The organism is Pseudomonas sp. F-14 TE3623, assembly GCF_053629015.1.
In genome coordinates, this window is sequence record NZ_JBRJHM010000001.1 from 4,888,251 (window position 1) to 4,905,526 (window position 17,276).

Sequence of the window (17,276 nt, forward strand, 5' to 3'; positions counted from 1 at the left end):
CCGCTCCCGTCGATTGCCAGCCGTCAGGCCCGCTCGACCTTCATGCGGCCGACCATTTCCATGTGCAGCGCATGGCAAAACCAGCTGCAGTAGTACCAATGCAGGCCGGCCTTGTCGGCGGTAAAGGTGATCGAGGACGTCTGCTGCGGGCTGATTTCCATGCTGACGCCATGGTTGGTCATCACGAAACCGTGGGTCACGTCTTCAATCTGGTCGATGTTGGTGATGGTCACCGTGACCTCGTTGCCTTGTTTGACGGTGAACTCCGGCATGCCGTAGGCCGGGGCCATCGAGGTCATGTAGACGCGGACTTTGTTACCGTCGCGGATGACCTTGTTGTCGGTCTCCAGCTTGATCCCGTCCTTCGCAGCGATGACCACGGTTTCGGCGAAAAACGGGTCGTTGCGGTCCCAGATTTTCTTGGTCTTGATCTGGTCGCGCCGGGCCATGATGCAGTCGTGGGGTTCGGCGAAGGCCGGACCGTCGTGCACCAGTTTCATTTCCTCGCCGGAGATGTCGATCAACTGATCGTTTTCCGGGTGCAACGGGCCGGTCGGCAGGAAGCGGTCCTTGGAGAATTTGCTCAGGACCATCAGCCATTTGCCGTCGGCTTCGCTGGTTTCAGTCAGCGACGCATGGTTGTGGCCCGGCTGGTACTGCACGTCGAGTTTCTGCTTGATGTAGTTGACCTTCTCGCCGGTGTAGGCGCGAACGGCTTCTTCGACATTCCACTTCACCACCTGGCTGTCGATAAACAGCGTGGTGTAGGCATTTCCGCGGCCGTCATAAGTGGTGTGTAGCGGGCCCAGACCCAGTTCCGGCTCGCCGACCACCGCGTCACGCGGGTCCTTGAGTTTGTCGTCGAACAGATCATCCAGCTTGGCGGTGGCGATGATCGTGCAAGTGGGCGAGAGTTTGCCGGCGGCAATGAAGTACTTGCCATCGGGCGTCATATTGATCCCGTGGGGGTTCTTCGGCACCGGGATGTAACGGGTGAATGCGCTGTCCTTGCCCTCGGTTTTTCGACCGTCGACCACCGGCACTTTCGAGCCGTCCAGGGTGATGAACTTGCCGGCCTTGATCGCCGCTTCAATGCGCTGGATGTTGAACACCACCACCCAATCGCGCTCGTTGCGCATCATGCCGCCCAGGTCGTAGGCCTTCTCCGAGTTGTAGCAGGTCGACGCCGCATATTTGCCGGTGTAGTCGGCGTCGGTGTTATCCAGGTTGCCGTCGACGATGACCTGGAAGGCCATTTCCATTTTCTCGGCATCGATGGCGTTGAACATCGTGTAGCTGTTCTTGTCCTGCAGGTCGAAGGTGCTGCCGTCATTGGGATGCGGAATGACGAATTCGGCATTGGCGAACACGTACTTTGTGTGCGGCATTTTCTGCAGGCGCAGCCCGTGAACGGCCTGCACATTGGGCACGGTGAGCATCTTGTCGCACTTCATGATGTCCAGACGGATACGCGCAACGCGGCTGTTGGCCTTGTCGTTGATGAACAGATACTTGCCGTCGTACTTGCCATCGGTCATCGATAAGTGTGGGTGGTGGCAGTCGCCATTCTGGAAATGCGCGCTGTCGCCCATGATCCGTTTGCTTTCGTTGGTCAGGCCCCATCCAGTGGCGGAGTCGACGTTGAACACCGGAACACGCAACAACTCGCGCATCGACGGAATGCCCATGATCCGCACTTCGCCCTGATGGCCTCCGCTCCAGAAACCGTAGTACTCGTCCAGCTCGCCCGGCCCGACGTGGGTTTTCGATTGCGCGTCCTTGGCCGCAGCCGCCCAGGTCTCACGGGTGAACACTGCGCCACCGATGGCCGTGGCACCGGCCAGTACCGCGCCGGTCACCGCACTGGTGCCCAGGAAGCCGCGACGACTGAGGCCGGTCGATTCCGGCACTTCAGCTACTTTTTTGGATTCTGTGTCGTTCATCAGGTGTTTTCCTTGAAGGGATAAAAACGGTCACTGCGGACAGGCGCTCGCGGGGTTCATTCCAGAGCGGTCACTTCCACGACAGGTATCAGTTGCACCGCCACGGGTGCCGGTTTGCCGCGCTTCTTGCGCTTGTTGATCAGCGGCGGGCATTTGTTTTCGTTGTGGTAGGTCATCTGGCAATCGAGGCAGTAGTGGCACTCGTTGGCATTGATCCGGCCATCGGGATGAATCGCCTGGATCTCGCATTCCTTGGCGCACAACTGGCAGGGGCTGCCGCATTCCTTGCGGCGCTTGAGCCAGTCGAACAGGCGCAATTTGGTCGGGATCGCCAGCGCCGCGCCCAAGGGGCAGATGTAGCGGCAATAGACTTTGCGCGTGAAAATGTTGATCACCAGCAGCGCCACCGCGTAGAGCACGAACCACCACTGGCGGTCGAACTTGAGGGTGATGGCGGTTTTGAAGGGTTCCACCTCGGCGAACAGCTCGGCGGTGGACATTGATTCCAGGGAGATGCCGAACAGCAGCAGCAAGATGATGTATTTGATCGCCCACAAGCGCTCATGCACCGCGAAGGGCAATTCGTACTGGGGAATTTTCAACGTGCGCGCGGCTTCGTTGATCAACTCTTGCAAGGCGCCAAACGGGCACAGCCAACCGCAGAACACACCACGCCCCCACAACAAAATGCTCGCGGCGGTGAAGACCCAGAGCATGAAGATCAGCGGATCGGTGAGAAACAGCTCCCAGCGAAAGTGCTCGAACAGCGCATGCACAAAGGTCAGGACATTGACCACCGACAACTGCCCCAGGGCATACCAGCCCAGAAAGACCACGGTAAAGAGCAGGTAACCACGGCGCAGCCAGTGCAGAAAGCGTGGCCGGCGGGTGAGTTTGTCTTGCAGGAACAGGATGGCCGTCAGCAGCAACAACGCGCTCGCGAGGACGGCGATCTGGAAGTGTTTCTGGTACCAGATGTTCAACCACATCGGCCGGCTGGCTTCCTCGATGGCCGCCAGCTCTTCGGCACTGGGCGCGGGGCGCTCAAGGTAGGGTTCGGGCAGTTGATAAGGCAGTTCGAAGCTGCTGAAGGTGCCGCTGACCGGTCCCGTCTGACGCCGCACCAGGAGCTCCAGGGACCAGGGCGATCCCGGATCGAAACCGGCCGGTTTGCGCACAATGAACACCGACATTTCAGTGAACTCGGGCATGCCCTTGGCAAACACGTCGGAGAGCCGCTGATGGTCCATGTCGCGAAAGCTGATGACATTGCCGAACTGGCGCAATTGCACCCGATCGAAAATCCCGCCGCGCACATAACCCGAGCCTTTATAGGAAAACAGCCCACGTCCCAGCACCACGATGGCCTGCTCGCCAGGTTTGAGTTCCTGCATGAGGAAGCGATATTGATTGTCGCCCAGCAACGCGCGGCCAATGGTCGGCGGGTTCAAGTGGGCGGTGTACAGTTCGATAAAGGTGTCATCGACTTGATCCGGGCCGGCGTTGTCGACGCCTTCGGCTTCGGTGCCCTTGAAGGCGGCATCGACCTGCCCACGGGTCAGGTTCAACCGGCGAATGGCGCCGTTACCGGTCAGTTGCTCCCAGGTGGCAGGCTCGAAAAAATCCTGGCGCACGATGGCGGGCTTGTTCACCACCCCGCCCCTGTCCTCGATCAGCTTCAACGATACGGCCACCTCATGGGCGGCACGCATGATGACCTCATTGACCACCATGGCGGTGACGGTTGCGCCGGCGATGGCATCCACGGTGACCGCGCTTGGGTCGCTGGAATGGCCGACGACCACCCGCTGGCTGACCTTGATCCCTTTGTATCGGGCGCTGAAGCCATGGAGTTTTTCTTCGGGGATGCCGATCAGCAGAATCGGTTCGTGGTGCTCCAGCACATAGGCGTCCTGAATCACCCCGGCGGTGTCGAGGATCACCTGGGTGTTGATGGGTTTGCCCGAGTAGGCCGGAATGTCCACCACATCCAGGCTCTGGAACACATACCCGATGACCTTGCCGGCCGCCGACAGCGTGCGCACCTTGAACTTGCCTTCGGCTGCGGACACCGAATCGGTTTGAGGGAAAACCTTCTCGATGCGCTGCTGCTCGATGTCGCCGTATGACTTGGCCTGCACCGTCGCGAACGCTGCGATCATCAGCAAGACCATCACCGCCAGCCCGACGCTCCAGATGCGCAGGTTGCCATGTATCGAAGGCTGATGGATTGTCATGAGCACGCTGATTTCAAAGGGGCTTGCGGCAATGTTAGGGAGCGCTGTGTGCCCCGCCCTTGATTGAAATCAACTCGATAAAATTCCTCGCGCCAGAGCGCCAGAAGCCTCAAACGGTGCGGGAAAACCGGCCTTTTTGCTCCCCTCCCAGATAGGCGTCAAATGCCATTGCGGCACTGCGCATCATCAAATGCCCTTGCGGCAACAGCACCAACTCGTCGCTGTGAATCTGCAACAGTCCATCACGCACCTGCTCGTCCAGTTGCGCCAGCGCATCGGCAAAATACTCGGTGAAGCAAATGCCATGACCGGCTTCGAACTTGGCGAAATCGATCCTGCCGTGGCACATCAGGTCGCTGATCACTTCGCGGCGCAGCAAGTCATCGGCGCTCAAGCGATAACCACGATGCACCGGCAACAAACCTTGATCGATACGGGCGTAATACTGCGAAAGCTCCTTGACGCTCTGGCTGTAGCTGTCGCCGACCTTGCCGATCGAAGACACTCCCAGGCCGATCAGGTCGCAGTCGGCATGGGTCGAGTAGCCCTGAAAGTTGCGTTGCAGGGTGCCATGGGTGCGGGCCAGCGCCAGTTCGTCGTCCGGCAAGGCGAAGTGATCCATGCCGATATAGACATATCCGGCCTCGGTCAGACGGCGGATGGTCAACTCCAGCAACTCCAGCTTGCGCTCCGGTGGCGGCATGTCCGCCGGGCGAATCAGCCGTTGCGCGCGCACCAGCTCCGGCAAATGCGCGTAGCTGTAGGCGGCAATCCGGTCCGGGCGCAGGGCGATGATCTTGCCGAGGGTGACGTCGAAACTGGTAACGGTTTGCAGTGGCAGGCCGTAAATCAGATCGACGCTGATCGACTTGAACTGCGCCTCACGCGCCGCCGCGACCAGCGCATAGATCTGCTCTTCGCTTTGCTGGCGATTGACCGCGGCTTGTACGTCGGGATCGAAGTCCTGTACGCCGAAGCTCAGACGATTGAACCCCAGTTGGCGCAGCGACTGGATCTGCTCGGTGTTGATGGTGCGCGGATCGACCTCGATGGAAAACTCATGATCATCGCTGTCGTCCATGTCGAACGCCTGGTGCAGGCAGTCCATCAGGTCCGCCAGCTGTTCACTGGTCAAATACGTCGGCGTGCCCCCGCCCAAGTGCAGCTGCGTGAGTTTGCGCGTGCTGTCGAACAACGCGGCCTGCATCACGATTTCACGCTTGAGGTACGTCAGGTATTCGACGGCCCGATGGGTTTTCTGGGTAATGATTTTGTTGCAGGCGCAGTAGTAGCAAAGGCTCTTGCAGAACGGAATGTGGATATACACCGACAACGGCTTGGGCACCGCCGCCAGGTTGCTGTCGGAGGCGGCACGCTGGTAGTCGTCAACGGCAAACGCCTGATGAAACTGCGGCGCCGTGGGGTAAGAGGTATAGCGCGGCCCGGGACGGTCATACTTTTCGACCAAGGCTCGATCGAAATCGAATGCAGGTTTCATGATCAATCAACTCGCAGGTGGGTTAATGCCTTGCACTGCCCGAATCCTTTTCAAACAGGTTGCAGATGGCATCCACTTCCGGCCGGCCGGCGGGAAGAATGCTGATGAAACGGTCCGACAATTCAATCAACCCGTCACGACTCAATTGCTCCAGCAATGGCCAGACAGATGCAAAGTACTTGGAGAAAATCAGCCCATAGCGCCGCTCGATGGCGCGGATATCCAGCTCTTGATCACACGCCAGGCGCTCCATGACCATGTGCCGAATCTGATCCCCCGCCTCGAAACGCCAGCCACGAGACGTCGGCAATTGGCCCCGGTCCAGCTGCTGCTGATAACGCTCGATGGCGTCGGTGTTTTGCGTATACAAATCGTCGATCTGACTGATAGCCCCCAAACCGAAGCCGATATGGTCGCAATAGCCGTGACGGGTAAAACCGTCACAGGTGCGACGTAATCGGCCGCGTTCCTGAGCGATCGCCAGATCATCGTCGGGCCGCACAAACTGCCCCATACCGATGTAGTGATAGCCCACGGCGATCAACTGTTCGAAGGCGATCTGGCGCATCGCGCCCTTATCGTCCTGGCTGCACAATTCCCTGACCTTGTCGCCGAGCCTTGGACGATAACGGCGTGGTGGTCGGGCATAGTCGAACACCATCAGCCTGTCCGGCTCCAGCTCAATGATCGCCGCCAGCTTCAGCGCGAAGCTTTCTGGCGTTTGCCAGGCATGACCAAAACCCAGATCGACATTGATGGATCGATAACCAAAGGTGCGGGCGGCATCAATCAGTGAATGAATGGGGGCCGGGTTCTGGTAGCAGGCCACCGACATGTCACAGTCGGTGTCGATATCCGGAACACCAATGCTGACGTGATTGAATCCCTGGTTGCGCAACGCGCCCATGGTCGACCAATCGGTATGGTGAAGGTCGACATCGACGCTGTAGTCGCCGCACTCATGCTCGAGAAAGTTGAATCGATCACGCAGGTGATTCATCAGGCGCTCGAGATGAGCGATGGTGGGTGTTCCGCCGCTCAGGTGAAATTGTTCGACCCGTTGCTCCGCTCCCAGATGACAACCGACGAGGTCGATCTCCTGTTCCAGGCGTTGAAGGTACTGTTCGATTTCGCCGTGCTTGCAGGCGACATCGCGCGGGGAACAAAAGGCTGACTGGAGGCTGGAAGGCAGCTGCACGTTCAGGGCGATCGGGCGTCGTTTCTGGCGGCTGACGCGCAAGGCACGAAGCAAATCCAGAGAGCCAATGCCGTCATGAAACTTTTGTGTGTCGGCATGGCAGTTGGGGTCGAGTACGCCCTGATCGCACCGAGCGATCAGATCGCCGGGGGCATGAGAAAAATCGAGCATGACAGGTCTCCGAGACTGGCTGCGGATCAACAGTGTCCGGGATTGGCGATCAATGCTCCTTGACTTGTATCAAGCACAAGCCAAGTGCTTGCAGGACAGACCTTGGGGCAAGGCGCTCACCACGTCAGGTAAAACATCCCCTTGGCCAGCAGCACAATGACGACCATATGGCAGAACACACTGGCATGGATGAAATGCAGGTATCGAGCGTTCATTCGGCTGCTTTTGAACAGCAACATGGCGGCCAAGAAATGCAGCAGCACGCTCACGGCGACCAGGATTTTCAACAGCAACAAGGTGCTGAACGATGAGGCCATTGGCGTTGCAAGGACGGGCAAATAGCGCAGCCAGACCATGCCCAGCCCCGCGCCGAACAATACCAGTAGCACCCACGGCATCAGGGTGCGGGCTCGGCGGCCAATACCCTCCTCGACCAGCAACATCACTTTGGCGGGCAACTGTTTGCGGATGCTTTCCAAAAAAAGGACTTCGAAGAACACCGTGCCGATAAAGATCAAAGCGGCAAACAGATGAAAGGTTAGAAACAGCGGATAGAGCATGAATGTTCGCCCTCAATTCAGCTGTCGGTTTCTCCGGAGAATACAGAACAGCTCGACTCAGGCGATTGACATCAATCAAGAAACCCGCGAATCCGCGCCGCCAGGGGCCGCGCAACACCGATCCTGTGCGGCGCGATCAGCCAGGCTGTCGAACACAAGTTCGACTTCGTGCCATTCATCGACAATACTCAATAATCGAAAGTACCTGCCGATAGTCAAAACAATGCCCCGGCATTAGGGGATTTTAGAACGTGTAGTAATGGGTTCAAGCTTATGAAAGATATCTATCTGCTGATCGAGCATGGAATGGATCAGGGCGAAGTTTATGTACTTGGCTGGTTCGATGATGAGAAAAGGGCCAAGGAAGTGGCCGAGGAGAAGGAGTGGGAGGTGTACCGCGCCAGCTTGAAAACTGAGCATCCCTGGTCAAATCACAAACCGCTGGCGCCAGACCAGACTAAATATCGTCGTTTCTGGATCAAAGAGATTTCCAGATTTGATCACGTCGCGGTTCCCAGGTCCTCAGCGGTTCATTGACCCCCATCCAACTTCGGCTGCTCGGGGTACGCCCCACCCTGTAACTATTGTCTAAGCTCAGGATTAAGCATGAGGGCTCAGCCATGTGCGGACGACTTTCGCAGTATCGAGGTGTTCACGAGTTCGTGGCGGCGTTGAGTATGCCCAACACCCTGGTCAACAATGCTGGCGATCAGCCGCTCGAGCTCTACAACGCCGCGCCGTCGACTCAGCTCGCCTTGCTCCACGAGGAAAGCGGCATGCTGCACGCCGACAGGGTTCGTTGGGGCTGGCGACCGCACTGGGCCAGGGATCACGCGACACCGATCAACGCCCGGGTTGAGAAAGTCGCCCACGATCCATTCTTCAAGGAGATATGGCCGCACCGGGCAATTATTGCCATCGACAACTGGTTTGAATGGGTTTACGAGGGCGGTCCGAAGAAACAGCCTTACCTGATCCGTCGCAAGGATCGCGCGCCGATCCTGTGCGCCGCCATTGGTCAGTATCCAAGGTACGAAAAGGAGCCGGACGAGCATGACGGCTTCGTGATCATCACCGCGGACAGTGAAGGTGGCATGGTGGATCTTCACGACCGTCGGCCTGTGACGCTCAGTCCCGAACTGGCCCGGGAATGGATTGACCCCTACACGCCCAAGGAGCGCGCCGAGCAGATACTCCTGCAGGAACGCGAACCTTGCGACGTCTTCGAATGGTTCAAAGTGGACATGGCCGTGGGCAATGTGAAGAACCAGGGCTCAGAACTGATAGAGCCTATCTCCGCCACCATGACGAGTGGAGACAAAACAATCTGAACCCGCCCTTCCCCTCCAAAGTCAAAAAAATTGGCAGCCCTTAATCACTGAAGCATCACTTTAAAGGAGTCTTTTCATGAAGATTTCGGAGGTTATGACGAAAGATGTTTTAACAGCCAAGCCAAGCCAGACGATCCAGGAGGCCGCGAACATGATGGCCAGGATCGATAGCGGCGCCATCATGGTTGAGGAGCAAGAGCGTCTGATTGGCATGATCACGGACCGGGATATAGCCATTAGAGCCGTAGCCGAAGGACTCCCCGGCAAAACCCCTATCAGTAAAGTAATGACTGGCGGCATCCGCTATTGCTTTGAGGATGAAGACATAGAGCATGTGGCAAAAAACATGGCGGACGTGCAACTGCGTCGCCTGCCCGTGCTCAACCGAGACAAACGCCTGGTTGGCGTTGTGTCGCTGGGAAACATTGCCAGCACTCGATCTCAATCCGCCGCTGCCACGGTTTTGCGCGGAGTGGCACAGGCTCATCATTGATCGGGCCCAGGATTAAAGCTCGCATGGATCTGGCACGCTCGCCTGGCCTGGAATTCCTTTCGAAACCCGGCTTCAGGGTCAGGCGAGTCCTTGTGCACACATCCACCGCAACCGCCTCGCAGAGATAACCTTCCCCCACCCAGTGCGCCGTTCGCTGGGGCGCATGCTTATTGCGCGACACATCAGTTTGGCTCGACGAGCAGGTCTTTGTCCTCCGCGCCTAGCGCCGGCTCCTGGTCTTCCAACTTGTCGGTTTCACGCTTCTTTTTCAGTCGGGCTCGAGTGCGCTCGGTGTCATAGGTTCTTCCGTCGGCCAAGGCATTCAGGGTTGTTGAAATCCGATAGAAACCACCACACGGCTCACAATAAATGCGCAAGCCGCCCCCGAACGAAAGATCTTCCAGCGCATTAGTGTTTCCACACAGCGGACAGCTCATAGCCACCTCCTGATCATTCAGTTAGCCGCTTTCAGCCCGCCATAAATGCTGACAACCTGGGTAGGGTGTGATGACGAAAATAGCGGGGACATGTTGATATCGACAGGGGCTATCCATGGAGGTTGCTTGTTTTTTGTCGATAGATCGAGCAATGCCTGCGTGAACCCCTGCAGGAGCTGCCGAAGGCTGCTCCTACAGAGTCTGCGCAGTTCACCGGGGGCGGATTCTAATCCGCAACCAACGGCTGCCTGGAACGAATCGGCGCGATGACCGACCTTTCCTCGGTGTCGCGATGCAATAAGGAAACGAAGTAGTCATAGGTGGATATCAACGGCACCGGATCGTCATTGCGCGCCATCTCAAGCCATCGTCTTGTGCGTTCGATGTCAAAGAACTCGTTCTTGAATTTCATTTTCGCCACAAGGTTCGCCGAGACCTTGTAGCGTCCACATCCGGCCGAGCATTTGACTTCTGACCATTCTCCAGCCGCATGAACAGTATTAGAGGCAGCCTGACAGATTAGGCACTTCATGTTCGATCTCCGTATCCATGAACTATCAACTGTAGACGATCCATGACCAAGGAGCGTTCACTTGGAAGAAGATAAGAACATCAAAAAGTGAAGAGCCCAGCGCAATGGCTGGGCTCCGGTTATCTTCTGTTTTCCAGCATCTTATCGGCGAGTGCTTTGGCCCTTTGGATTAACAGATTCTGCCTGTCTTCGTGGGTGGCTTCTCCAACCACCGGTGCCGTCAGATTGCTTTCCGCAATCAACGCGGCACAGAAGTATTGATCCCAAACATCGCTTTGCTCCGACTCCTGTCTATTCATTTGGTCGGCGATCATATGCGGCTCCTTTTGATGAGGTAGCCTCTTAAGTTTACGCCCGAATCGTGGACTACCCGCGTCGCGAAGGATGACCGGCACCTCATTGCAATCCGCTCACTGGCGACAAGTCGTTTCCTCAACTAGGATTTTTAGCGCACAGGACTTCGCCCACTGTGTTGTCGGGCGATTCATCAAAGGAGAGATAGATGACATCTACTCGAACTTCCGAGCAAACCTATCGTGGATGGTCCAACCCCATCTTGCTCGAGCTCAAGGAGAGAGAACATCAGCTAAGCCCTTCGGCACGCCAGGCCCTGCAAAATGTCCTGGTGGAGAGGAGGCTTCTTGACACTGGCAACCCATCCGGCAGCGATCGTCGCAAGGCTGATCCGGCCGGGTAACGACAGGCATCAATAACGTTTGTCCATCACGCTCATCATCGACGCTGCTGGCTCTCTGCCGGCAGCGCGCTCATAAGCCATTCCAAATTCCAGACAAAAAAAAGCCCAGGCAGCTGATGGACGCCTGGGCTTTAAAAATGCATAAACCGTGGTGGTGAACGCGGGGCGATATTACCCAATTGCGCGACTTGTAACAAGATATTCTGACTCACTATCCAGTTACTAAATCTCCTAACTCATTAAATATCCACACTATTTTTAAGTCATCTGCTGACTGTTCCGCTCCCGATACCATCGCTTGTAGCGGAAAAAGCTCCCCGGGCATCTCGCACCAGCTCACGCCATTCGGCGTTGTTGATGATCCCGGCTCCCTCCATTTCATCCGCCGCTTTCAGCAGTTTGTCGTAGTGTTCTTCACAATCCATCCCGGCCTCCGGTTCTCTCAAAAGCCGGTACCAGGCATCGAGGGCTGCCTTTTTTCGATCATCATTCATAGCCAAACTCCCAGGGACTGTCTGCTCTTGGAAGTTATTTCAGGAATGACCGTTCCTGGATTCCGACATATGGCTCCGACATACGGCACAGGCCGTCACGCACGAACGAACAAAGTACGAACGAAGCGAGCGTTACAAACAATCCCGGACAGCTTGGCGTAGCGCCCCTGACTTGGCCCACGGTGGCCCTTGGTAAAGCGATACCTGGCTGCCATCCTTCGATTTCACGATAACCAGAATTTCGTCAGCCGTGATGATGCTCGGTGCGGTGATCCGGTAGCCATTGGAAATTGCTGATTGCGTCGATCCCGGAATGTCCTGACGCCACAACGGCAATACACACGCGGCATATTCCTTGGGCGCCTTATCACTGTATTTGCTGATATTGGGCTCGCCGGGAACCACGGATGCGGGTAATGAACAGCCTGCCAACACAGCCACCGCTACTCCCGCTATCAATATGCGCATAACGCTTCCTATCCTGAAAAACGGGAAATGTAATCTGTACATCCAGTGGACACCCGACGGTCTCTATACAGGGGCTTCGTCCTGCCCCGGCTCGGCCCCCGAGCCAGAATCGGGATACGATCTCGCATTCAGATACGTCATCCATCGCTCGTACGCTTCATGCTGCCATTTTGTGACCCGCTCCCATTCCGGGCCGCTCAACTGATGGGCCGAGATGAGTTGCATCATTTCCGTGGTTGCCGCGTCCAGGTCAACAATCAGCTCATGCGCATGGTGTCTGAAATCATCGGTAGTCGTCATTCGAGATGGCCTCCCTAGCGAATAGATCAATACCTCAATACGACAGCAGAGCTGTTCATTCGCGTTAATGTTCCCGACCAATGGAAGCCGTTCCCGCTCTACCCCTTCACGCAGACCACCTGTCGCAAGGTGTGCAGTACTTCCACCAGATCACGCTGGGCGTACATGACTTTATCGATGTCCTTGTAAGCCATCGGAATCTCATCGATGACCGCCGCATCCTTGCGACACTCCACATGAGCGGTCGCGCGGATCTGGTCTGCGACAGTGAAGGTATTTTTGGCTTTGGTGCGGCTCATGGTCCGACCGGCACCGTGGCTGCAGGAACAGAACGATTGCTCGTTGCCGAGACCTCGAACGATGAAGCTTTTGGCCCCCATGGAGCCAGGAATGATCCCCAGCTCGCCCTTCTTCGCCGACACCGCGCCCTTGCGGGTGACCAGGACGTCTTCACCGAAGTGCCGCTCTTTCTGCACGTAATTGTGGTGGCAGTTCACAGCCTCCAGCGCGACCTCGAAGGGTTTGCGAATCACTTGCCGCGCTGCCTGAATCACCGCCTGCATCATCAACGCGCGGTTCTGCCGGGCGAAGTCCTGAGCCCAGCCCACCGCTTCGACGTAGTCGTCGAAATGCCGGCTGCCTTCCTTGAAATAGGCCAGATCGCGGTCCGGCAGATTGGCGATGTGCTGGCGCATATCCGCCTGGGCCAATTGAATGAACAGAGTCCCGATGGCATTGCCAACGCCGCGAGAACCGCTGTGCAGCATGAACCAGACGCGGTTGGCCTCGTCCAGGCAGACCTCGATGAAGTGATTGCCGGTACCGAGGGTGCCCAGGTGATGGCGGTTGTTGGTACTGGCAAGTTTCGGGTACTTGTCGGTGATCGCCTTGAACCGAGAACTGAGCGCTGCCCAGGCTTGATCGGCTTGCTGTGGAACGTGATTCCAGGCGCCTTCATCGCGGCGGCCACGGCTCAACGTGCGGCCATGGGGCACGACCTTTTCGATGGCGCTGCGCAGGCCGTGCAGGTTGTCCGGCAAGTCGGCGGCGGTCAGTGAAGTGCGCGCGGCAATCATGCCGCAGCCGATGTCCACCCCCACGGCCGCCGGAATGATCGCGCCCACCGTGGGTATCACGCTGCCGATGGTGGACCCTTTGCCCAGATGCACATCCGGCATCACCGCCAGGTGCTTGAAGATGAACGGCATCTTCGCGGTATTGATCAGTTGCTGCCGGGCTTCGCTTTCAACCGGCACACCCTCGGTCCAGAGTTTGATCGGCTTGCCGTTGGCGACTTCCAGCAGTTGGTAGACAGGTTGTTGCATGATTTCGACTCTCTTGCGATCAGACGAACATAACGCTCCGGACAGGCAAATGGGACTACTATTTCGTAGCGGGGAATTGCAGGAGGTCATCATGTGGCTTAATGAATATGAACAGCAACTTCGGCGCGACCTGCAAGGTGTGGCCTCGGACCTGAGGTGGTCGGCGGTAGAGCTTTTGCGCATTGCAGAGCAGTTGCGCCTGGCCGGCAATGATGTAGACGCAGAGGCAACGCTAAGGCTGTGCGCGTTGTTCCAGGGCGATGAAGAGCGACTGGCGGGCTATGCTGAAGAAGTAAAAGCAAAATCCATCAGTCGAACGAAAGCTCACTAGAGAGCGCTGCCATGAACAAGCGTCTATGCGCGCTGATCGCCGTGCTGGCGGCGTCAGGTGGCTGCAACACGGAATCACACGTTTATCGAGACCAACCGCTGGTCGCCAAGGTCGAGACCGGCATGAGCAAGGAACAAGTCCAGCAGATTGCCGGCCAGCCTTTATCGATAACGCAGCGCACGGTGGAACCTGGCACCTGCTTTGACTACAAGCTGACCCAGGCCGGCCATCAGCAGCCGTATAACGTCAGTTTCGACAGCCGAGGCAAGGTCGACCACAAAAGTTTCATGACCTGTGCGCAATGGAGTCGAGCCCAACAAAAAGCCAGAGAATATTCCCCCTCCACAGGCGGGATGGGTGGCAGCGGCTACTGATCTCCACGCCTGACAGCGATTAAAAGCCCCAGCGAACCGGGGCTTCAAGCACACTATTTGTCTGATTTCTGGCTTTCTGATTTGTGGCTACGCGACGCTTTGCCCGACCGCGCTCTGTAGGCGGGAAGCGAAGCCGCATAGGCCAGTGCCTCCTCTCTGCTGCCAAAGGCTCCAAGCCGGTCACCTTTGGTGCACACCCGCCAGGGGCCGTTGTTTACGCTGAGTACGTCATAGCCGTTCATGTGCATTTTAGTCAGCATCGGAACGCTCATAGTCACCTCCATTTCGGCAGTGATAGTCCTGGATCAACTCAACTACCTTACACCCGACCTTCACTGAAGTGCCAACCAGACGTCGCGTCAGGATTCCGGCATTTCATTGCACTTTCAGCCGCCCTGTCGACTCCAACCCTTGAAGCAGACACTTCTGCGGATTTCGGTCTGAATATTGCATTTTTATGACTGTTTTGTGACAGGCAGCAGTCGGGTAACCCATGAAAGTACGTGCAACCATCATTTGCGAGCAGGATCGGCATATTCTCCTGGTGCGCAAACGCAGATGTCGCTGGACTTTGCCCGGCGGAAAAATCGAGCCTGGCGAAACCATTGCGGGCGCGGCCATGCGAGAGCTCTATGAAGAAACAGGGCTTGAGGTCGATGACATGCTGTACTTGATGGAATGGGAAACGACCAGCACCCGGCACCATGTGTACGAGGCGTCGGTCGTAAACCTGGCAGCGGCTCGGCCACAGAATGAAATCTTTGACTGCATCTGGCATCCGCTGGACGCCGTGCACAATCTGAAAACAAGCGACGCCACGCTCAGAATCGTCAAAGCGTTTCAGCGTCGCTTGTAGATCACAGGTATTAACCGCGCGACTGCAAGCCACTCAGCCCAGATCGCCGCCACCAACCGGCATGATCATGCCGGTGATGTAGGAGGCTTCGTCGCTGGCCAGAAACAGGATAGCGCTTGCCTGCTCATCCAGCGTGCCATAGCGCTTCATCAAACTGCTGTCGAGGGTCTGGTCGACAATCTGCTGATACCAGAGCTTTTCCTGAGCGCTTTGCTGCGCGGCGTTGCGCGGGATCAGCCGTGGCGGCGCCTCGGTACCACCGGGGGCGGTCGCGTTGACCCGCACGCCACGACCGGCCGTTTCGAACGCCAGGCAAGCGGTCAGCGCATTGACCCCGCCCTTCGCCGCACCGTACGGCACGCGATTGATGCTGCGGGTCGCAATGGACGAAATGTTGACGATGGCACCGCTGCCTTGTTCGAGCATGAACGGCAGCGCAGCATGGCAACACCACAATGTAGGGAACAATGAACGGCGGACTTCGGCCTCGATCTGCGCCTCTTCATAGTGCTCGAAAGGCTTGGCCCAGATCGTGCCGCCAACGTTGTTGACCAGCACATCGAGGCGATCAAAACGTTCGACAGCGGTGCGCATCACACGGCTGCATTCGCTGTATTGCTCAAGGTCGGCGGTCAGGGCAAGTACCTGGCTGCTCTGCCCCAATTCCTTCTGGAGTTCGAACACCAGATCGGAGCGGTCGACCAGAATCAGTCGCGCACCTTCGGCGGCCATGCGCTCAGCCACGCGCCGGCCGATGCCCTGAGCGGCACCGGTAATCAGCGCGACTTTGTCGTGGAATCTGTTCATGTGTACCTCGTGATGACGGATGCCGTTCAGTTAGGGCATACCAGATAAAGCACTGACCTGTGGGAGCGGGCTTGCTCGCGAAAGCGGTCTCACAGTCGACATCTCTGTTGGATTCTCCGCCCTCTTCGCGAGCAAGCCCGCTCCCACATTGAATCGTTGCCGAGGACGGTATCGGTGTAGCGCCGCACTCGCGCAACAGCGCGACTCAAGCCGCGCTGGCGGCAAATTTCTCGTAGTAGAAGTTCACCGGCGTAATGCCTTGTTCGCGGATGAACTGGCTGACCGCTTCGACCATCGGCGGCGGGCCGCACAGGTAGACGTCGATGTCGCCATCGTTCAAATGCCGTGGCTCGATGTGCTGGGTCACGTAGCCCTTGAGCGGGTGCCGACTGTCGGGATTGGCCACGCAGGCGCTGAAGCTGAAGTTCGGAATGCGTGCGGCGAAGGCTTCGAGTCGATCAAGTTCCACCAAATCGAAATCGTTGGTCACGCCGTAGATCAAATGCAGCGGATGCTCGCTGCCCTGTTCGGCGATTCTTTCCAGCATCGCGGTGAACGGCGCCAGACCGGTGCCACCGGCCAGCAGCAACAATGGCCGGCGAATGTCGCGCAAATAGAAGCTGCCCAACGGTCCGGCCAGGCTCATGCTGTCGCCGGCCTTGGCCATGCCGGTCAGGAAACTGCTCATCAAGCCGCCGGGCACGTTGCGAATCAGAAAGCTGACTTCGCCGTCACGCTGCAACGAGCTGAACGAGTAAGCGCGAGTCTGCTCGCTACCGGGAACCCCGAGGTTCACATACTGCCCCGGCAGGAACGCCAGTTTGCTCAGGGCTTCGCCCTTGATCGACAGCGCGATGGTGCTGTCGGACAACTGACGCACGGCGCTGATGGTCGCGTCATAACTGGCCTGACGGGTACGGCAGACATCCGATGAAACCGGCACCCGCACCACGCAATCGCTCTGCGCCCGCATCTGGCAGGTCAGGACAAAACCCTGTTGCGCTTCGTCGGCGCTGAGGGCGTCTTCGATGTAGTCCTCACCCAAGTCGTAGCGGCCAGCCTCGGCGAAGCACTTGCAGGTTCCGCAAGCGCCGTCGCGGCAGTCCAGTGGAATATTGATGCCCTGGCGATACGCGGCGTCGGCCACGGTTTCCCCCGCATTGGCGTCGATGAATCGGGTGACGCCGTCTTCAAAATTGAACGCAATGGAATGAGTCATGACGG

At 57.6% G+C, this 17,276-nt stretch carries 22 protein-coding genes; 7 read left to right on the top strand and 15 right to left on the bottom strand.

Features of this window, described 5'->3' with window-relative positions:
- Positions 1–23: 23 nt before the first annotated feature.
- The 5 genes from nosZ to AB7M29_RS22795 form a co-directional block, all read right to left on the bottom strand.
- Positions 24–1,946: a TAT-dependent nitrous-oxide reductase gene (nosZ, locus tag AB7M29_RS22775; RefSeq protein WP_437180808.1), complete on the bottom strand. Its 1,923-nt coding sequence runs from the start codon at positions 1,944–1,946 to the stop codon at positions 24–26.
- A 53-nt stretch (positions 1,947–1,999) separates the two neighbouring features.
- Positions 2,000–4,180, bottom strand: a complete 2,181-nt coding sequence (gene nosR / locus AB7M29_RS22780) for a transcriptional regulator NosR (RefSeq protein WP_454248039.1) — start codon at positions 4,178–4,180, stop codon at positions 2,000–2,002.
- Positions 4,181–4,289: 109 nt separating this feature from the next.
- Positions 4,290–5,678, bottom strand: coding sequence for an oxygen-independent coproporphyrinogen III oxidase (hemN, locus tag AB7M29_RS22785; RefSeq protein WP_217858528.1), 1,389 nt, complete (start codon positions 5,676–5,678; stop codon positions 4,290–4,292).
- 22 nt (positions 5,679–5,700) lie between these two features.
- A complete protein-coding gene (locus AB7M29_RS22790; protein WP_454248040.1) occupies positions 5,701–7,047 on the bottom strand; it encodes a coproporphyrinogen III oxidase in 1,347 nt (448 codons plus the stop codon).
- A 116-nt stretch (positions 7,048–7,163) separates the two neighbouring features.
- Positions 7,164–7,607, bottom strand: coding sequence for a CopD family copper resistance protein (locus tag AB7M29_RS22795; RefSeq protein WP_454248041.1), 444 nt, complete (start codon positions 7,605–7,607; stop codon positions 7,164–7,166).
- 273 nt (positions 7,608–7,880) lie between these two features.
- Between AB7M29_RS22795 and AB7M29_RS22800 the strand changes: the two genes are divergently transcribed.
- The 3 genes from AB7M29_RS22800 (at position 7,881) to AB7M29_RS22810 (ending at position 9,431) form a co-directional block, all read left to right on the top strand.
- Positions 7,881–8,144 carry a hypothetical protein gene (locus AB7M29_RS22800; protein ID WP_454248042.1) on the top strand — a complete coding sequence of 88 codons (264 nt, stop codon included), beginning with the start codon at positions 7,881–7,883 and terminating at the stop codon, positions 8,142–8,144.
- Between the two features lie 83 nt (positions 8,145–8,227).
- Positions 8,228–8,938, top strand: a complete 711-nt coding sequence (locus AB7M29_RS22805; protein WP_454248043.1) for an SOS response-associated peptidase family protein — start codon at positions 8,228–8,230, stop codon at positions 8,936–8,938.
- Positions 8,939–9,014: 76 nt separating this feature from the next.
- Complete coding sequence (locus AB7M29_RS22810) at positions 9,015–9,431, top strand: CBS domain-containing protein (RefSeq protein ID WP_038982771.1); 417 nt, start codon at positions 9,015–9,017, stop codon at positions 9,429–9,431.
- Between the two features lie 182 nt (positions 9,432–9,613).
- Here AB7M29_RS22810 and AB7M29_RS22815 read toward each other — a convergent pair whose 3' ends face one another.
- The 3 genes from AB7M29_RS22815 to AB7M29_RS22825 all read right to left on the bottom strand — a co-directional run bounded on the left by AB7M29_RS22815 (position 9,614) and on the right by AB7M29_RS22825 (position 10,714).
- Positions 9,614–9,868, bottom strand: coding sequence for a hypothetical protein (locus AB7M29_RS22815; RefSeq protein WP_217858524.1), 255 nt, complete (start codon positions 9,866–9,868; stop codon positions 9,614–9,616).
- A 226-nt stretch (positions 9,869–10,094) separates the two neighbouring features.
- A complete protein-coding gene (locus AB7M29_RS22820) occupies positions 10,095–10,400 on the bottom strand; it encodes a hypothetical protein (RefSeq protein WP_217858523.1) in 306 nt (101 codons plus the stop codon).
- Positions 10,401–10,519: 119 nt separating this feature from the next.
- Entirely contained in the window at positions 10,520–10,714 is a 195-nt protein-coding gene (locus AB7M29_RS22825; RefSeq protein ID WP_454248044.1) for a hypothetical protein, read from the bottom strand.
- A 188-nt stretch (positions 10,715–10,902) separates the two neighbouring features.
- Between AB7M29_RS22825 and AB7M29_RS22830 the strand changes: the two genes are divergently transcribed.
- On the top strand, positions 10,903–11,097 hold the full coding sequence (locus AB7M29_RS22830; protein ID WP_080370446.1) for a hypothetical protein: 195 nt from the start codon (positions 10,903–10,905) through the stop codon (positions 11,095–11,097).
- A gap of 263 nt (positions 11,098–11,360) precedes the next feature.
- On the opposite strand, the gene AB7M29_RS22835 is transcribed toward AB7M29_RS22830, so the two are convergent.
- From AB7M29_RS22835 to AB7M29_RS22850, 4 genes are all read right to left on the bottom strand, one after another.
- A complete protein-coding gene (locus AB7M29_RS22835) occupies positions 11,361–11,591 on the bottom strand; it encodes a hypothetical protein (RefSeq protein ID WP_454248045.1) in 231 nt (76 codons plus the stop codon).
- Between the two features lie 132 nt (positions 11,592–11,723).
- Positions 11,724–12,059: a hypothetical protein gene (locus AB7M29_RS22840; RefSeq protein WP_201060746.1), complete on the bottom strand. Its 336-nt coding sequence runs from the start codon at positions 12,057–12,059 to the stop codon at positions 11,724–11,726.
- A 63-nt stretch (positions 12,060–12,122) separates the two neighbouring features.
- On the bottom strand, positions 12,123–12,359 hold the full coding sequence (locus AB7M29_RS22845; protein ID WP_217858521.1) for a hypothetical protein: 237 nt from the start codon (positions 12,357–12,359) through the stop codon (positions 12,123–12,125).
- Positions 12,360–12,457: 98 nt separating this feature from the next.
- Complete coding sequence (locus AB7M29_RS22850; protein WP_217858520.1) at positions 12,458–13,684, bottom strand: RtcB family protein; 1,227 nt, start codon at positions 13,682–13,684, stop codon at positions 12,458–12,460.
- Positions 13,685–13,775: 91 nt separating this feature from the next.
- Between AB7M29_RS22850 and AB7M29_RS22855 the strand changes: the two genes are divergently transcribed.
- Together AB7M29_RS22855 and osmE are read left to right on the top strand one after the other, a co-directional pair.
- On the top strand, positions 13,776–14,015 hold the full coding sequence (locus tag AB7M29_RS22855; RefSeq protein ID WP_052964464.1) for a hypothetical protein: 240 nt from the start codon (positions 13,776–13,778) through the stop codon (positions 14,013–14,015).
- A gap of 11 nt (positions 14,016–14,026) precedes the next feature.
- Positions 14,027–14,389 carry an osmotically-inducible lipoprotein OsmE gene (osmE, locus tag AB7M29_RS22860; RefSeq protein WP_217858519.1) on the top strand — a complete coding sequence of 121 codons (363 nt, stop codon included), beginning with the start codon at positions 14,027–14,029 and terminating at the stop codon, positions 14,387–14,389.
- A gap of 53 nt (positions 14,390–14,442) precedes the next feature.
- Here the strand turns inward: osmE and AB7M29_RS22865 are convergent, their stop codons facing one another.
- A complete protein-coding gene (locus AB7M29_RS22865; protein ID WP_038982785.1) occupies positions 14,443–14,661 on the bottom strand; it encodes a hypothetical protein in 219 nt (72 codons plus the stop codon).
- A 221-nt stretch (positions 14,662–14,882) separates the two neighbouring features.
- Between AB7M29_RS22865 and AB7M29_RS22870 the strand changes: the two genes are divergently transcribed.
- Positions 14,883–15,245: an NUDIX hydrolase gene (locus tag AB7M29_RS22870; RefSeq protein ID WP_217858518.1), complete on the top strand. Its 363-nt coding sequence runs from the start codon at positions 14,883–14,885 to the stop codon at positions 15,243–15,245.
- Between the two features lie 33 nt (positions 15,246–15,278).
- Here AB7M29_RS22870 and AB7M29_RS22875 read toward each other — a convergent pair whose 3' ends face one another.
- Both AB7M29_RS22875 and benC read right to left on the bottom strand, forming a co-directional pair.
- Positions 15,279–16,052 carry a 1,6-dihydroxycyclohexa-2,4-diene-1-carboxylate dehydrogenase gene (locus tag AB7M29_RS22875; protein ID WP_448724510.1) on the bottom strand — a complete coding sequence of 258 codons (774 nt, stop codon included), beginning with the start codon at positions 16,050–16,052 and terminating at the stop codon, positions 15,279–15,281.
- Between the two features lie 205 nt (positions 16,053–16,257).
- Positions 16,258–17,271, bottom strand: a complete 1,014-nt coding sequence (gene benC / locus AB7M29_RS22880; protein ID WP_454248046.1) for a benzoate 1,2-dioxygenase electron transfer component BenC — start codon at positions 17,269–17,271, stop codon at positions 16,258–16,260.
- Positions 17,272–17,276: the final 5 nt, after the last annotated feature.

What these genes read in the sequence shown, in the direction of transcription:
- AB7M29_RS22795 (WP_454248041.1), bottom strand. Translation starts at nt 7,607, where the DNA reads ATGCTCTATCCGCTGTTTCTAACCTTTCATCTGTTTGCCGCTTTGATC.
- hemN (WP_217858528.1), bottom strand. Translation starts at nt 5,678, where the DNA reads ATGAAACCTGCATTCGATTTCGATCGAGCCTTGGTCGAAAAGTATGAC.
- AB7M29_RS22875 (WP_448724510.1), bottom strand. Translation starts at nt 16,052, where the DNA reads ATGAACAGATTCCACGACAAAGTCGCGCTGATTACCGGTGCCGCTCAG.
- AB7M29_RS22815 (WP_217858524.1), bottom strand. Translation starts at nt 9,868, where the DNA reads ATGAGCTGTCCGCTGTGTGGAAACACTAATGCGCTGGAAGATCTTTCG.
- nosR (WP_454248039.1), bottom strand. Translation starts at nt 4,180, where the DNA reads ATGACAATCCATCAGCCTTCGATACATGGCAACCTGCGCATCTGGAGC.
- AB7M29_RS22845 (WP_217858521.1), bottom strand. Translation starts at nt 12,359, where the DNA reads ATGACGACTACCGATGATTTCAGACACCATGCGCATGAGCTGATTGTT.
- AB7M29_RS22790 (WP_454248040.1), bottom strand. Translation starts at nt 7,047, where the DNA reads ATGCTCGATTTTTCTCATGCCCCCGGCGATCTGATCGCTCGGTGCGAT.
- AB7M29_RS22800 (WP_454248042.1), top strand. Translation starts at nt 7,881, where the DNA reads ATGAAAGATATCTATCTGCTGATCGAGCATGGAATGGATCAGGGCGAA.
- AB7M29_RS22850 (WP_217858520.1), bottom strand. Translation starts at nt 13,684, where the DNA reads ATGCAACAACCTGTCTACCAACTGCTGGAAGTCGCCAACGGCAAGCCG.
- AB7M29_RS22865 (WP_038982785.1), bottom strand. Translation starts at nt 14,661, where the DNA reads ATGAGCGTTCCGATGCTGACTAAAATGCACATGAACGGCTATGACGTA.
- AB7M29_RS22820 (WP_217858523.1), bottom strand. Translation starts at nt 10,400, where the DNA reads ATGAAGTGCCTAATCTGTCAGGCTGCCTCTAATACTGTTCATGCGGCT.
- AB7M29_RS22830 (WP_080370446.1), top strand. Translation starts at nt 10,903, where the DNA reads ATGACATCTACTCGAACTTCCGAGCAAACCTATCGTGGATGGTCCAAC.
- AB7M29_RS22805 (WP_454248043.1), top strand. Translation starts at nt 8,228, where the DNA reads ATGTGCGGACGACTTTCGCAGTATCGAGGTGTTCACGAGTTCGTGGCG.
- osmE (WP_217858519.1), top strand. Translation starts at nt 14,027, where the DNA reads ATGAACAAGCGTCTATGCGCGCTGATCGCCGTGCTGGCGGCGTCAGGT.
- AB7M29_RS22825 (WP_454248044.1), bottom strand. Translation starts at nt 10,714, where the DNA reads ATGATCGCCGACCAAATGAATAGACAGGAGTCGGAGCAAAGCGATGTT.
- benC (WP_454248046.1), bottom strand. Translation starts at nt 17,271, where the DNA reads ATGACTCATTCCATTGCGTTCAATTTTGAAGACGGCGTCACCCGATTC.
- AB7M29_RS22855 (WP_052964464.1), top strand. Translation starts at nt 13,776, where the DNA reads ATGTGGCTTAATGAATATGAACAGCAACTTCGGCGCGACCTGCAAGGT.
- AB7M29_RS22810 (WP_038982771.1), top strand. Translation starts at nt 9,015, where the DNA reads ATGAAGATTTCGGAGGTTATGACGAAAGATGTTTTAACAGCCAAGCCA.
- AB7M29_RS22840 (WP_201060746.1), bottom strand. Translation starts at nt 12,059, where the DNA reads ATGCGCATATTGATAGCGGGAGTAGCGGTGGCTGTGTTGGCAGGCTGT.
- AB7M29_RS22835 (WP_454248045.1), bottom strand. Translation starts at nt 11,591, where the DNA reads ATGAATGATGATCGAAAAAAGGCAGCCCTCGATGCCTGGTACCGGCTT.
- AB7M29_RS22870 (WP_217858518.1), top strand. Translation starts at nt 14,883, where the DNA reads ATGAAAGTACGTGCAACCATCATTTGCGAGCAGGATCGGCATATTCTC.